Here is a 14006-nt window from a genome sequence, read left to right as displayed (position 1 = left end):
ATGAAAACATTAACGGAATTAAAAGAAAGTATTCAACAACAAGAAATAAAACATATCGTTGCTGTAGCGAATGCAGCAGAACAAGAAGTTCTTCAGTCAATAAAATCAGCTTTAAAGGAGGAACTATGTAAATTCCTGTTATTTGGTGATAAAGACCAAATGAATCGTAAGGCACAAGAAATTGGTTTGGATCTGAATTCCAAACATATCCAAATTAGACATGAGGTTAAAGATGTGGCGGGTGCAGCAGTAAAAGCTGTTCACGACAATGAAGCACATATAGTAATGAAGGGTAATGTGTCAACAAAGCAATTGTTAAAAGCCGTATTAAATAAGGATTACGGTTTGCGCTCAGGCAATGTATTATCCCATGTTGCATTATTTGAAGTACCAAATCAAGAAAAATTAATCTTTTTAACAGATGCAGCAATGAATGTGTCTCCATCCTTACATGAGAAGAAGGAAATTATCCAAAACGCTGTTAAAGTCGCTCATTCTATTGGAGTGGAGATTCCAAAAGTAGCTGCAATAGCTCCTGTTGAAGTGATTAATGAAGCGATGGAATCAACCACTGATGCAGCAATACTAACTCAGATGAATCGTAGAGGACAAATTAAAGGATGTTTAGTTGATGGTCCTTTAGGGTTCGATAATGCTGTATCTAAGACAGCAGCTAGACAGAAAGAAATTGATTCTGAAGTGGCTGGGGATACAGATATTATTCTTGTGCCAACAATTGAAGTTGGAAATGCTTTATATAAATCCTTTGTTTATTTTGCAAATTCAAAAGTAGCAGCAATTATTAGTGGGGCTAAGGCTCCGATCGTTCTAACCTCTAGAGCTGATTCTGCTGAAAGTAAATTACTTTCATTGTCACTTGCATTAAAAACATTAAAAAATAATTAGGAGGAATACGAATATGGAAATTTTTACTTATATGGAGAAATATGATTATGAACAATTGGTGTTTTGCCAAGACAAGAATTCTGGACTAAAAGCAATTATTGCAATACATGATACTACTTTAGGACCTGCTTTAGGTGGAACTAGAATGTGGACGTATGACTCTGAAGAGGAAGCAATTGAGGATGCGTTACGTTTAGCTAAAGGAATGACATATAAAAATGCAGCAGCAGGTTTGAACCTTGGTGGTGGAAAAACAGTAATCATTGGTGACCCTAGAAAAGATAAAAACCCTGAAATGTTCCGAGCATTTGGAAGATATATTCAAGGGCTAAATGGTAGATATATTACAGCCGAAGACGTAGGAACCACAGAAGAAGATATGGATCTTATTCACATGGAAACGGATTTTGTAACAGGTGTTTCTGAAGAATCAGGTTCATCTGGTAATCCATCACCAGTAACTGCTTATGGTGTATATAAAGGAATGAAAGCATCGGCCAAAGAAGCCTTTGGAAGCGACTCATTAGAAGGGAAAAAAGTAGCTGTTCAGGGTGTTGGAAATGTTGCGTTTACTTTATGTAAATATTTGCATGAAGAAGGTGCAAAGTTAATTGTTACCGATATCAATGAAGATGCTGTAAAAAGAGCAGTAGATGCGTTTGGGGCAGAAGCTGTAAGTCCAGAAGAAATCTATGATGTTGACTGTGATATTTATGCTCCATGTGCTCTAGGTGCAACTATAAATGATGAAACAATACCACGTATCAAAGCGAAGGTAATTGCGGGGTCTGCAAATAATCAGTTGAAGTCTTCTAAACATGGAGAAATTATTCATGAGAAAGGAATTGTTTATGCTCCAGATTACGTAATTAATGCTGGTGGCGTTATAAACGTAGCTGATGAACTGAATGGTTATAATCAAGAGCGTGCAATGAAAAAAGTAGAAACAATTTATGATAGTTTAAGCAAAGTATTTGAGATTTCTAGACGTGATAATATTCCTTCATATGTTGCCGCAGACCGAATGGCTGAAGAAAGAATTGAAACGATGAAAAAATCGAGAAACCAATTTTTACTGAACGAACATCATATTTTAAGTAGAAGATAGGAACATGGAGGTACCAAATTTGCAATCGAATTTTCGCATCTTAGTAATTAACCCAGGATCAACATCTACTAAAATAGGTGTTTTTGAAAACGAACTTCATATCTTTGAAACGACAATCCGACATTCCATAAAGGAAATAAGTCAATATAATCGTGTCATTGATCAATATGAATATAGGAAAAAGGTTATTTTAGAACAGTTAGACTATGAAGGTATCAATATATCAAAATTAGATGCTGTTTGTGCAAGGGGAGGACTTCTTCGTCCGATAGAAGGCGGAACTTACGAGGTAAATGAAGAAATGTTGAATGATTTACGTCAAGGTTTAAACGGAGAACACGCCTCTAATCTAGGTGGCATTATTGCCGAAGAGATTGCAAAAGGATTAAATATACCTGCATATATTGTTGACCCTGTTGTAGTCGATGAATTAGAAGAAATTGCCCGTTTTTCTGGTGTACCAGAATTACCACGTAAAAGTATTTTCCACGCACTCAATCAAAAAGCTGTAGCTAGAAAAGCGGCTTCAGATATGGGAAAAAACTATGAAAACTTAAATTTAATCGTTACCCATATGGGTGGTGGAATAACAGTAGGTGCTCATCATAATGGAAGGGTAATTGATGTCAATAATGGCTTGCACGGCGATGGCCCTTTTTCTCCAGAAAGGGCTGGAACCGTTCCTATTGGTGATTTAATCGCAATGTGCTTCTCCGGACAGTATTATAGGGATGAAGTGATGAAAAAAATCGTGGGTGAAGGCGGATTGATGGCCTATCTTCACACAAATGATGCTAGAGAAGTAGAAGAGAGGATTGCATCTGGAGAAGAGTATGCTCAAAAAGTGTATGATGCAATGGCATATCAAATTGCAAAAGAAATTGGAGCAATGAGTGTGGTGCTTCAAGGAAAAGTTGATGCAATCGTTTTAACAGGTGGATTAGCATATGGTGAGTCATTTATCGAGATGATTACTGAACGAGTAAATTGGATTGCTGATGTATTAGTATACCCTGGTGAAAATGAATTGCAGGCATTGAATGAAGGAGCACTTCGTGTATTGCAAAATGAAGAAGAAGCAAAAGTATATACATTTAGTTAGGAAAGGAGTGGGGAATTATGGCAAAAGAATATGATTTAGTTGTACTTGGTGGAGGTACTGGAGGATATGTTGCTGCTATTCGTGCATCACAACTAGGCATGCAAGTAGCAGTTGTAGAAAAAGGTGAATTAGGTGGAACTTGTTTACACCGAGGCTGTATCCCATCAAAAGCATTGCTAAGAAGTGCCGAAGTATATAAACAAACGAAAGAAGCAGAAGACTTCGGTGTCGATGTTAGTGAAATAAATTTAAACTTCGCTAAAGTTCAAGAAAGAAAAAATACAATTGTTAACACATTACATCAAGGTGTCGTTGGCTTGATGAAAAAAGGGAAAATCGATGTATTCCAAGGCTATGGTCGAATATTAGGGCCTAGTATATTCTCACCAATGCCAGGTACTATCTCCATTGAATATGAAAATGGTGATGAAAACACGATGATCGTCCCCAAAAATGTATTAATCGCAACCGGATCGAAGCCAAAATCATTACCAGGATTAGAATTCGATGGAAACATAGTTATGAGTTCAGATGATGCTCTACAAATGGAAGAAATACCAAAATCAATCATTGTTGTTGGTGGAGGGGTCATCGGAATAGAATGGGCATCTATGCTCGCTGATTTTGGCGTAGAAGTAACTGTGGTTGAATATTTAAATCAGATTTTGCCAACTGAAGATAAAGCGGTTGCTAAAGAAGTGGAAAGACAATTGAAGAAAAAAGGTGTTACTTTTGTTAAAGGTGCAAAAGTATTGCCCGATACACTTGATAAATCAACTGCTGTAACTATTAGTGCTGAAAAGAAAGGTGAGGTCGTAACTTTCCAAGCTGATAAGATGCTAGTTTCAGTTGGTAGGGAAGCTAATACATCGAATATTGGTTTAGAAAATACCGATATTGTTGTAGAAAAAGGCTTTATCCAAACTAATGAATTCTTCCAAACAAAAGAAACACATATATATGCAATTGGTGATGTGATTGGTGGAATGCAATTAGCACATGTTGCCTCTCATGAAGGAATTGTAGCAGTAGAGCATATGGCTAACCAAAATCCATTACCGTTAATTTATGATAATATCCCGTCATGTATATACTCTAGTCCAGAAGTGGCTAGTGTAGGACTAACGGAAGAACAAGCGAAAGAAAAAGGGTATGATATTAAAGTTGGAAAATTCTCTTTCAAAGCTATTGGAAAAGCATTAGTACATGGGGATTCTAATGGTTTTGTAAAAATTATTGCTGATAAAAATACCGATGATTTACTTGGTGTGCACATGGTTGGTCCTCATGTTACGGATATGATATCAGAAGCTGGATTAGCTAAAGTGTTAGATGCAACACCATGGGAAATCGCTCAAGCTGTTCATCCTCATCCAACGTTGTCAGAAGTTATGGGTGAAGCAGCACTTGCTGTAGATGGCCTTCAAATTCATGGATAAGATTTCTTAGAATTATATTATTTAGTTCAATTATTTGTATGAACATTAAAAGGAGGGACTTATATGTCAACAAATCGTCATCAAGCGTTAGGCTTATCAGACGAAGAGGTTTTAGACATGTATCGAACAATGTTACTAGCAAGAAAACTAGATGAAAGAATGTGGCTTCTAAACCGAGCTGGAAAGATTCCTTTCGTTATTTCTGGACAAGGACAAGAAGCTACTCAAATTGGTGCAGCGTTTGCTTTGGATAGAGAGAAGGATTATGTTGCTCCATATTATCGTGACATGGGGGTTGTTTTAGCTTTTGGTATGACATCAAGAGAACTAATGCTATCCGCTTTTGCTAAAGCAGAAGATCCGAACTCTGGTGGAAGACAAATGCCAAGTCATTTCGGGCAGAAGAAAAATAACATTATCACAGGTTCTTCCCCTGTAACAACTCAAGTTCCACATGCTGTAGGCTTTGCTTTAGCAGCAAAAATGGAGAAAAAAGATTTCGTTTCATTTGTAACTCTTGGTGAAGGTTCTTCCAACCAAGGTGATTTCCATGAAGGTTTAAACTTTGCTGGAGTTCATAAATTACCAGTGATTACCTTGGTGGAAAATAATAAGTATGCTATTTCTGTACCATACGAAAAACAAATTGCAGCAGAAAAAGTATCCGATCGTGCTATCGGTTATGGGATGCCAGGTTATACTGTTGATGGAACAGATCCACTTGAAGTATATCAGGTAGTGAAAGAGGCAAGAGATAGAGCATTAGCAGGAGAAGGACCAACCTTAATCGAAGCTATCTCTTATCGATTAACAGCACATTCTAGTGATGATGATGACCGTGTCTATCGTAATCGCGAAGAAGTTGATGAAGCAAAGAATAAAGATGGTTTATATCGTTTTGAAGCGTATTTAGAAGAATGTGGCGTCTTAACGGAAGATGCAAAAAGTAATTACATTAAAGAAATCGATCAAATTGTAAATGACGCAACTGATTATGCAGAGAATGCACCTTATGCAGAACCAGAATCTGCACTAAAATATGTTTACGAAGAGTAAGGAGGGACAATAAAATGCCAGTAATGTCTTATATACAAGCAGTTACAAGTGCTTTGAAGGAAGAAATGCAACGTGATGAAAAAGTGTTTGTCTTAGGGGAAGATGTCGGTAAAAAAGGAGGCGTTTTCCGTGCAACAGACGGACTCTACGATGAATTTGGAGAGTATCGTGCATTAGACACACCTTTAGCTGAATCGGCAATTGCAGGTGTAGGTATAGGTGCTGCGATGTATGGAATGCGCCCAGTAGCAGAAATGCAATTTGCTGACTTTATTATGCCAGCCGTTAACCAAATTATTTCTGAAGCAGCTAGAATTAGGTATCGTTCAAACAATGACTGGAATTGCCCGATTACGATTCGAGCACCTTATGGCGGTGGCGTACACGGTGCATTATATCACTCTCAATCGGTAGAAGCTGTTTTTGCTAATCAGCCCGGACTAAAAATTGTAATGCCTTCCACACCATATGATGCGAAAGGGTTATTAAAAGCAGCTATTCGTGACAATGATCCTGTGCTATTTTTTGAGCATAAACGTGCTTACCGTTTATTAAAAGGAGAAGTACCAGAAGATGATTACGTCCTTCCAATAGGGAAGGCAGATGTGAAACGTGAAGGTTCTGATATCACAATTATAACGTATGGACTCTGTGTTCACTTTGCGCTACAAGCAGCAGAAAAATTAGCTGAAGAGGGAATCGATGCTCATATTCTAGACTTAAGAACCGTTTATCCTCTTGATCAAGAAGCAATCATTGAAGCTGCTAAGAAAACAGGAAAAGTATTGCTAATTACAGAAGATAACAAAGAAGGAAGCATTATTAGTGAAGTAGCAGCAATAATTTCGGAGCATTGTTTATTTGACTTAGATGCACCAATCCAACGGTTAGCTGGACCTGATGTTCCTGCAATGCCGTACGCACCAACAATGGAGAAATATTTCATGATGAATCCTGATAAAGTGGAAAAGGCAATGCGTGAACTAGCAGAATTTTAAAGCGTAAAGGAGGTTTTCTAAATGGCCGTTGAAAAAATTACAATGCCCCAATTAGGGGAGAGTGTTACAGAAGGTACGATAAGTACTTGGTTAGTAAAAGAAGGCGAACACGTAAATAAATACGATCCAATTGCTGAAGTAATGACAGACAAAGTAAATGCTGAAGTTCCATCTTCATTTACTGGTACTATTAAAGAACTAGTAGCAAATGAAGGCGATACCATCGCTGTTGGAGAGCTTATTTGTTATATGGAAACAGAATCTGACGCTGGTGCAGCAGAATCAAGTGAGACTGTTGATAAAGAGCCTGAGAAAGAAACAGAAGCAACTGAACAAGATCAATCGATGAAAAAGAGATATTCTCCAGCAGTTTTACGAATGGCACAAGAGAATAATATTGATTTAGAGTTGGTCGATGGAACAGGCCGTGGTGGAAGAATAACTAGGAAGGATATAGAAAAAATTATCACATCTGGTGAAATTCCAAAACCTAGTGCTAGCTCCGTTCAAGAAGAAAAACAGCCAACGAAGGTAGAGACGCCTACTCAACCTGTACAACCAAAGCCTGCTAAGCCATTACCACAATCTCAGGCAGGAGATGTTGAGATTCCTGTAACAGGTGTTCGTAAAGCGATTGCTGATAATATGGTTCGCTCAAAAACGGAAATCCCTCATGCATGGATGACTGTTGAAGTCGATGTAACCGATCTTGTATCTTACCGTAATCAAATTAAAAATGATTTTAAACAAAAAGAAGGGTTTAACTTAACATTCTTTGCTTTCTTTGTAAAAGCTGTAGCACAAGGATTAAAGGAATTCCCTCAGCTTAACAGTATGTGGGCTGGAGATAAAATCATTCAGAAGAAAGATATAAATCTTTCGATTGCAGTTGCTAAGGATCAAGAGTTATTTGTCCCAGTTATTAAAAATGCGGATGATTTAAGCATTAAAGGTATAGCAAGAGACATAAATGATTTAGCTCAAAAAGCAAGAACTGGCAAGTTAACTGCTGATGATATGCAAGGTGGTACGTTTACAGTTAATAACACGGGTTCTTTTGGTTCCGTTCAGTCTATGGGGGTTATTAATCACCCACAAGCTGCAATCTTACAAGTAGAATCTATTGTTAAAAAACCAGTTGTCATCGATGGTATGTTCGCAGCTAGAGATATGGTTAATCTATGTCTTTCATTAGATCATCGTGTTCTAGATGGACTAGTGTGTGGACAGTTCTTAAAACGTGTCAAAGAAATTTTAGAAAATATCAATGAAAGTACCACAAATGTTTATTAATTGTGATTAGTCAATTGTTATAAATTGAATTATAAAGATAAAATTGGTAAGCTGATAAATAGAATCACTAGTTACAATTAATAATAAGGAGATGGCTATAGATGGATTTTAACTTATTCATGAAAGATGTAGTAGATGCTGCAAGAAAAGATATTACAGAAGCAGGATTTGAGGAACTAACAAATCCAGAAGAAGTAGATACTGCGCTTTCAAGAGAAGGTACTACACTTGTTATGGTTAACTCTACTTGTGGTTGTGCAGGCGGTGTAGCTCGTCCAGCTGCAGCAAATGCTATTCATTATGATAAGCGTCCTGACCATTTAGTGACGGTATTCGCCGGCCAAGACAGAGAAGCAACAGAAAAAGCAAGAGAATATTTCGAAGGTTATCCACCTTCTTCACCATCATTTGCATTCATGAAGGACGGGAAAATCGTTACTATGTTAGAGCGTCATGACATTGAAGGTCACAGCGCAATGGACGTAATGACGAAACTTCAAAATGTTTTCGAAGAGCACTGTGAAGAAGTATAATACTTATTTAAAAATAAGGCTGTCTCCTACTATGAGTCAGCCTTTATTTTTTACATAAACTAATAATATCAGTCTTTGGTAAGTATTTTAGAACTAAAAGTTAATAGGAGATGAATCATGAAGATAGGCTATCGTACGATCAAAACAGCTATTGGTACTCCAATTTCAGTATGGATTGCACAAGCATTTGGGATTAGTAATTTTGTGTCTGCTGGAATCTTAACTATTTTATGTATTAAACCATCACGGAAACAATCCGTTTCCAGTGCATGGGATCGCTTTGCAGCTTGTATAATCGCAAGTATATTTTCTATGGTGTTTTTTGAAATTATAGGTTATTATCCGATTGTCATAGGGTTAATGCTTGCAGTATTTATACCGGTTACAGTTTGGCTAAAAATAACAGATGGAATTGCAACAAGCTCGGTAGTAATTCTTAATTTATATGGTGCAAAACAAGTGACATTAGCTTATATGCTAGACCAGTATTTACTTATTATCATTGGTATTGGTGTAGGCCTAGTTGTAAATCTTTATATGCCAAGTTATGACAAGAAGCTCCGAGAAACCCAGAAAAAGCTAGAAGCGAACTACCAAATTATTTTGTCAGAAATTGCCAAGTATATAAGAGATAATGATCGACTTTGGGATGGAAAAGAAATAACTGAAACTGAAGAGATACTAGAAAGAGCAAGTGATTTGGTTGCATTAGACAGAGAAAACCATTTGCTTCGTTCCAAACACCCGTATTACCAATACTTTAAAATGCGTTCAAAGCAATATGAACAACTGAAAAAAATGCTACCATTAGTTACAAGGCTGCCTAAAACGGATTATATATCGATGCAAATTGCGGATTATTTTGATCGACTATCGAATGCTGTTCATCCTGGAAATACGGCTGTATTATTCATTGAGGAGCTTAAAGTACTTAGAGATGAATTCCATAAGCAGGAGCTACCGAAGACAAGAGAAGAGTTTGAAACAAGAGCAAATCTCTTCCGATTACTTGAGGAAATCGAGGATTATTTAGAAATAAAGAAGAAATTCAAGAAAAGCGATGTATCTAAGAAAAGAGCAGGCGCTCGGAGCTAGACATCTTTGAATTTTTATACATTCTTATCTTCTAAATAAAAAGACTGGAACAATATCAATTGTCCAGTCTGTCCTTCTATATTAATTCACTTATTTCATCGTTAAATAAAGTATGCTAAGCCAGCGGTTAGAGATGATAATAACATTGCTATAATCATGATATATACCATTAAGCGAACTCTTCTCTCACGCTTTGACCTTCTTTTTGGTGCAGAGTTATTCGTTTGTTTAGTAGCCATTTGTAGTCCTCCTTCAATCCCATGTGCTAATTGTATTTTATCGTTAATTGAGCCATTGGACAAGTATAAAAACTAATATTAGTAGAAATTTGACAATTTGTAATATAATAATAGTGTTGAGTTTTTATAGAATAAGCAAAAAGATGTTTTATAAAAGAATTAGGGGGTTTGTTTGATGAGTGAATCACATGGAAATATGGAGAAAAAGTGGCTCGATTCAGTCGAGGCAACAACAGAACGTTTCCCGGAAAGAAAAGATAAATTTAGAACTTCTTCTGATTTAGAAGTAGAACGATTGTATTATCCAACGAATGATAGCGAGTATGAGGAAAAACTAGGTTATCCAGGAGAGTACCCTTATACAAGAGGGATTCAACCAACTATGTATCGCAGTCGATTTTGGACAATGAGACAATATGCTGGTTTTGGTTCTGCTAAGGAAACAAATAAACGCTTTCGCTATCTGTTAGAGCAAGGTCAAACAGGATTAAGTGTAGCCTTTGATTTACCGACTCAGATTGGCTATGATTCAGATGATGTTATGTCTGAAGGTGAAGTTGGTAAAGTGGGGGTTGCCATTGACTCTTTAAAAGATATGGAGCAATTACTAGATGGCATACCTTTAGATAAAGTTAGTACATCTATGACTATAAATGCTCCAGCATCAGTACTTTTATGTATGTATATTGCAGTTGGAGAAAAACAAGGAGTACCTTTAGAAAAACTAACAGGTACAATCCAAAATGATATTTTAAAAGAGTACATAGCTCGTGGGACTTATATTTTCCCGCCGAAACCATCGATGAGATTGATCACGAACATCTTTGAGTACTGCCAACAAAATGTTCCAAAATTTAACACGATCAGTATATCTGGTTATCACATACGTGAAGCAGGTTCAACTGCTGTTCAAGAAGCAGCCTTTACGATTGCAAATGGAATGGCTTATGTAGATGCTGCTATCGAATCAGGACTTGATGTCGATACGTTTGCACCTCGTTTGGCATTTTTCTTTAATGCACACAATAACTTTTTTGAAGAAGTAGCCAAATTCCGTGCAGCTAGACGTGTTTGGGCTAAAATTATGAAAGAACGTTATCAAGCTAAAAATCCAAAAAGCTGGAAATTGCGTTTCCATACTCAGACTGGTGGTTCAACATTAACGGCTCAACAACCAGATAATAATGTTGTTCGAGTGACATTACAAGCACTAGCAGCTGTCATGGGTGGAACACAGAGTTTACATACGAACTCTAGAGATGAAGCGTTATCTCTTCCGACCGAGGAGTCGGCAAGAATTGCTTTACGTACCCAACAAATTATTGCCAACGAAAGTGGCGTAGCTGATACCGTGGATCCATTAGGTGGTTCTTATTATGTAGAGGAACTAACGGACCAAGTGGAAGCTGGTATTGAAGAATACTTAAAGCAAATTGAAGAAATAGGTGGAGCTGTTCAAGCAGTTGAAGAAGGATTTATGCAAAGAGAGATTCACCATGAAGCCTATGAAACACAAAAAGCCATTGAAAAACAAGAAGAGATTATTGTTGGGCTAAATAAGTATCAACTTGATGAAGAGGTAAACCCAGACCTCTTAAAAGTAGATGAACAATTAGAGAAGTCACAAATTGAATCGGTACTTAAGCTTAGAGAAGAAAGAGATCAAGAGGTTGTAAATAAAAGTCTCGAGGCGATTCGAAGTGCTGCTCAAGATGAAAACACGAATCTAATACCATTTATATTAGATGCAGTTAAATCCTACGCAACAGTAGGAGAAATTTGTAATGTATTGAGAGAAGAGTTTGGAGAATATACAGGATAATCATTTACAGTCTAAAGGGGAGAACAAGGATGGGAAAAATTCGGGTATTAATCGCTAAACCAGGCTTAGATGGCCATGATCGCGGAGCGCTAGTAATTGCTCAAGCATTACGTGACCATGGAATGGAAGTAATTTATACAGGTTTACGTCAGTCTCCAGTACAAATTGCTCAGGCAGCAATACAAGAGGATGTTGATGTAATTGGCTTATCTTCATTATCAGGTGCTCATCGTACGTTATTTCCAAAGGTAGTTGAAGTATTAAAGGAAAAAAATGCTGATGATATTCCTGTTGTAGCGGGTGGTGTTATTCCAAGTGAAGACATCCCATATCTAATGGAAAAAGGTATTAACAAGATTTTCACAAGTGGGTCATCAACAGAAGATTTAGCAAAATATATTGAGCAATTGGTGCAGCCTAATAAGCAACAAATAGAGGAACCAAAGAAGATTGCACATATTGGAATAGCCGTACATTCTATTGATCAAGTACTACCCTTTTATACGGATAAACTCGGTCTTGAATTAGAAAACGTTGAAACAGTGGAATCAGAAGGTGCAAAAATAGCCTTTTTAAAAATTGGTGAATCACGAATTGAATTGTTGGAGCCAACTGTTGATTCATCCCCAATCAAAAAGTTTCTAACAAAAAGGGGAGAAGGAGTCCATCATATTGCCTTGGAAGTCGATGATATTGAAGAACGCCTACATCAATTGAAAAGAGATGGGATTCAACTAATAAATGATGAACCTAAAGACGGTGCTCATAATAGTCAAATAGCATTTATTCACCCTAAAGCCTCCCACGGTGTTCTATTTGAATTATGTCAGCCTTCACCGAAGGAGGATGAATAATTTGGATATTTACGATAAAATTAATGAGCTATACGATAAACGTAGGCAGGCGGAATTAGGTGGTGGAGATAAAAGAATTGAAAAGCAACATGCGAAAGGAAAGATGACTGCTAGAGAGCGGATTGATTACCTTTTGGATGACGGTTCTTTTGTTGAATTAAACACCTTTATTGAGCATCGAGAAACTGATTTTTCCATGAACAACGGATCTACACCTAGTGGTGATGGGGTAGTGACAGGATTCGGTAAAATTAATGGGAAACCTGTTTACCTTTTTGCTCAGGACTTTACTGTTTATGGTGGAGCTTTAGGTGAGATGCATGGTAAAAAGATTGCAGCAGTAATGGATTTAGCTGCTAAAAATGGTATTCCGTTTATTGGTCTTAATGATTCTGGTGGGGCTAGAATTCAAGAAGGTGTTTCATCGCTAGATGGATATGGACATGTATTCTATCGAAATTCTATTTATTCTGGAGTAATTCCTCAGATATCTGTTATTATGGGACCAAGTGCTGGTGGAGCAGTATATTCACCTGCCATCACAGATTTTGTTATTATGGTAGAGAAAACATCTCAAATGTTTATTACAGGCCCAAAAGTGATCGAGACGGTTACGGGTGAGAAAATATCTTCAGAAGACTTAGGTGGAGCACATATTCATAATTCAAAAAGTGGAAATGCCCATATAAAAGCTTCCACAGAAGAAGAAGCATTAGATGCCGTACGAAATCTATTATCCTATTTACCTAATAATTATCAAGATAAAGTAGAAAAACTAGAGAGTAACGAGAAAGAACCAATTAGACCTGAATTAACGGATATTGTACCATTTGATGCTACAAGACCGTATGATGTTAAAAAGGTTATCAATGAAGTTGTAGATGAAGGTAGTTTTTTTGAGATTCATAAAGACTTTGCCAAGAATATTGTAGTTGGATTTGCAAGAATTGATGGAGAAGTAGTAGGGTTAGTATGTAATCAACCTAAATACTTAGCTGGTGGATTAGATATTGATTCCAGTGACAAAGCTTCTCGGTTTATTCGATTCTGTGATTCATTTAATATTCCAATTATTACTTTTGAAGATGTTACCGGATTCTTCCCGGGAGTTAAACAGGAGCATGGTGGAATCATACGTCATGGTGCAAAAATTTTATATGCATATTCAGAAGCAACTGTTCCTAAAATAACGGTGATAACTAGAAAAGCGTATGGTGGAGCTTATGTTGCATTAAACAGTAAATCGATTGGTGCTGATCTCGTATATGCATGGCCGAATGCAGAAATAGCCGTTATGGGGCCAGATGGTGCTGCGAATATTATTTATGCAAAAGAAATTGCTGAGAGTGACAATCCAGAAGCTACTAGACAAGAGAAAATCGATACATATCGTGAGAAATTTGCAAATCCATACATTGCTGCAAGCTTAGGTATGGTTGATGACGTAATTGATCCTCGAGAAACAAGGCTAAAATTAATGCAAGCACTAGAAATGTTAAGAAACAAACAAGAGTCTAGACCCAACAAGAAGCATGGAAATATTCCATTGTAATAAATGTAG

13 protein-coding genes are annotated in these 14006 nt (G+C 37.0%); 12 read left to right on the top strand and 1 reads right to left on the bottom strand.

From position 1 onward, the window contains the following. From yqiS to BUB12_RS02060, 9 genes are all read left to right on the top strand, one after another. Positions 1-906, top strand: a complete 906-nt coding sequence (gene yqiS, locus BUB12_RS02100; protein ID WP_072887514.1) for a phosphate butyryltransferase — start codon at positions 1-3, stop codon at positions 904-906. Between the two features lie 13 nt (positions 907-919). After that, complete coding sequence (locus tag BUB12_RS02095) at positions 920-2014, top strand: Leu/Phe/Val dehydrogenase (protein ID WP_072887512.1); 1095 nt, start codon at positions 920-922, stop codon at positions 2012-2014. A 4-nt stretch (positions 2015-2018) separates the two neighbouring features. Beyond that, a complete protein-coding gene (buk, locus tag BUB12_RS02090) occupies positions 2019-3116 on the top strand; it encodes a butyrate kinase (protein ID WP_072887510.1) in 1098 nt (365 codons plus the stop codon). Between the two features lie 17 nt (positions 3117-3133). Further along, positions 3134-4555, top strand: a complete 1422-nt coding sequence (gene lpdA / locus BUB12_RS02085; protein ID WP_072887508.1) for a dihydrolipoyl dehydrogenase — start codon at positions 3134-3136, stop codon at positions 4553-4555. A gap of 63 nt (positions 4556-4618) precedes the next feature. After that, entirely contained in the window at positions 4619-5611 is a 993-nt protein-coding gene (locus BUB12_RS02080; RefSeq protein WP_072887506.1) for a thiamine pyrophosphate-dependent dehydrogenase E1 component subunit alpha, read from the top strand. Between the two features lie 14 nt (positions 5612-5625). After that, a complete protein-coding gene (locus BUB12_RS02075; RefSeq protein ID WP_072887504.1) occupies positions 5626-6609 on the top strand; it encodes an alpha-ketoacid dehydrogenase subunit beta in 984 nt (327 codons plus the stop codon). 21 nt (positions 6610-6630) lie between these two features. Beyond that, positions 6631-7902, top strand: a complete 1272-nt coding sequence (locus BUB12_RS02070) for a dihydrolipoamide acetyltransferase family protein (RefSeq protein WP_072887502.1) — start codon at positions 6631-6633, stop codon at positions 7900-7902. 101 nt (positions 7903-8003) lie between these two features. Continuing rightward, entirely contained in the window at positions 8004-8435 is a 432-nt protein-coding gene (locus BUB12_RS02065; RefSeq protein ID WP_072887500.1) for a BrxA/BrxB family bacilliredoxin, read from the top strand. Positions 8436-8552: 117 nt separating this feature from the next. Further along, complete coding sequence (locus BUB12_RS02060) at positions 8553-9530, top strand: aromatic acid exporter family protein (protein ID WP_084063192.1); 978 nt, start codon at positions 8553-8555, stop codon at positions 9528-9530. Between the two features lie 101 nt (positions 9531-9631). Here the strand turns inward: BUB12_RS02060 and prli42 are convergent, their stop codons facing one another. Further along, positions 9632-9769, bottom strand: a complete 138-nt coding sequence (prli42, locus tag BUB12_RS17595) for a stressosome-associated protein Prli42 (RefSeq protein ID WP_159431542.1) — start codon at positions 9767-9769, stop codon at positions 9632-9634. Between the two features lie 175 nt (positions 9770-9944). On the opposite strand from prli42, the gene BUB12_RS02055 reads away from it, so the two are divergent. Genes BUB12_RS02055 through BUB12_RS02045 form a run of 3 tightly spaced genes read left to right on the top strand, consistent with a single transcriptional unit; the run spans position 9945 to position 13997 of the window. After that, positions 9945-11591 (top strand): acyl-CoA mutase large subunit family protein, encoded by a 1647-nt coding sequence (locus BUB12_RS02055; protein WP_072887496.1) that lies wholly within the window; start codon positions 9945-9947, stop codon positions 11589-11591. Positions 11592-11620: 29 nt separating this feature from the next. Then, positions 11621-12445 carry a methylmalonyl-CoA epimerase gene (gene mce / locus BUB12_RS02050; protein ID WP_072887494.1) on the top strand — a complete coding sequence of 275 codons (825 nt, stop codon included), beginning with the start codon at positions 11621-11623 and terminating at the stop codon, positions 12443-12445. 1 nt (position 12446) lies between these two features. Beyond that, a complete protein-coding gene (locus BUB12_RS02045) occupies positions 12447-13997 on the top strand; it encodes an acyl-CoA carboxylase subunit beta (protein ID WP_234982528.1) in 1551 nt (516 codons plus the stop codon). Positions 13998-14006 lie beyond the last annotated feature (9 nt).

The organism is Ornithinibacillus halophilus (assembly GCF_900129485.1).
Taxonomy (GTDB): Bacteria; Bacillota; Bacilli; order Bacillales; family Amphibacillaceae; genus Ornithinibacillus; species Ornithinibacillus halophilus.
Note: the sequence above shows the minus strand (reverse complement) of the source record. Positions and strands in the feature narration are given on the sequence as shown.

Excerpts from the sequence above, each read along its gene's own strand:
- yqiS (WP_072887514.1), top strand. The coding sequence starts at position 1 with ATGAAAACATTAACGGAATTAAAAGAAAGTATTCAACAACAAGAAATA.
- BUB12_RS02095 (WP_072887512.1), top strand. The coding sequence starts at position 920 with ATGGAAATTTTTACTTATATGGAGAAATATGATTATGAACAATTGGTG.
- buk (WP_072887510.1), top strand. The coding sequence starts at position 2,019 with ATGGAGGTACCAAATTTGCAATCGAATTTTCGCATCTTAGTAATTAAC.
- lpdA (WP_072887508.1), top strand. The coding sequence starts at position 3,134 with ATGGCAAAAGAATATGATTTAGTTGTACTTGGTGGAGGTACTGGAGGA.
- BUB12_RS02080 (WP_072887506.1), top strand. The coding sequence starts at position 4,619 with ATGTCAACAAATCGTCATCAAGCGTTAGGCTTATCAGACGAAGAGGTT.
- BUB12_RS02075 (WP_072887504.1), top strand. The coding sequence starts at position 5,626 with ATGCCAGTAATGTCTTATATACAAGCAGTTACAAGTGCTTTGAAGGAA.
- BUB12_RS02070 (WP_072887502.1), top strand. The coding sequence starts at position 6,631 with ATGGCCGTTGAAAAAATTACAATGCCCCAATTAGGGGAGAGTGTTACA.
- BUB12_RS02065 (WP_072887500.1), top strand. The coding sequence starts at position 8,004 with ATGGATTTTAACTTATTCATGAAAGATGTAGTAGATGCTGCAAGAAAA.
- BUB12_RS02060 (WP_084063192.1), top strand. The coding sequence starts at position 8,553 with ATGAAGATAGGCTATCGTACGATCAAAACAGCTATTGGTACTCCAATT.
- prli42 (WP_159431542.1), bottom strand. The coding sequence starts at position 9,769 with ATGGCTACTAAACAAACGAATAACTCTGCACCAAAAAGAAGGTCAAAG.
- BUB12_RS02055 (WP_072887496.1), top strand. The coding sequence starts at position 9,945 with ATGAGTGAATCACATGGAAATATGGAGAAAAAGTGGCTCGATTCAGTC.
- mce (WP_072887494.1), top strand. The coding sequence starts at position 11,621 with ATGGGAAAAATTCGGGTATTAATCGCTAAACCAGGCTTAGATGGCCAT.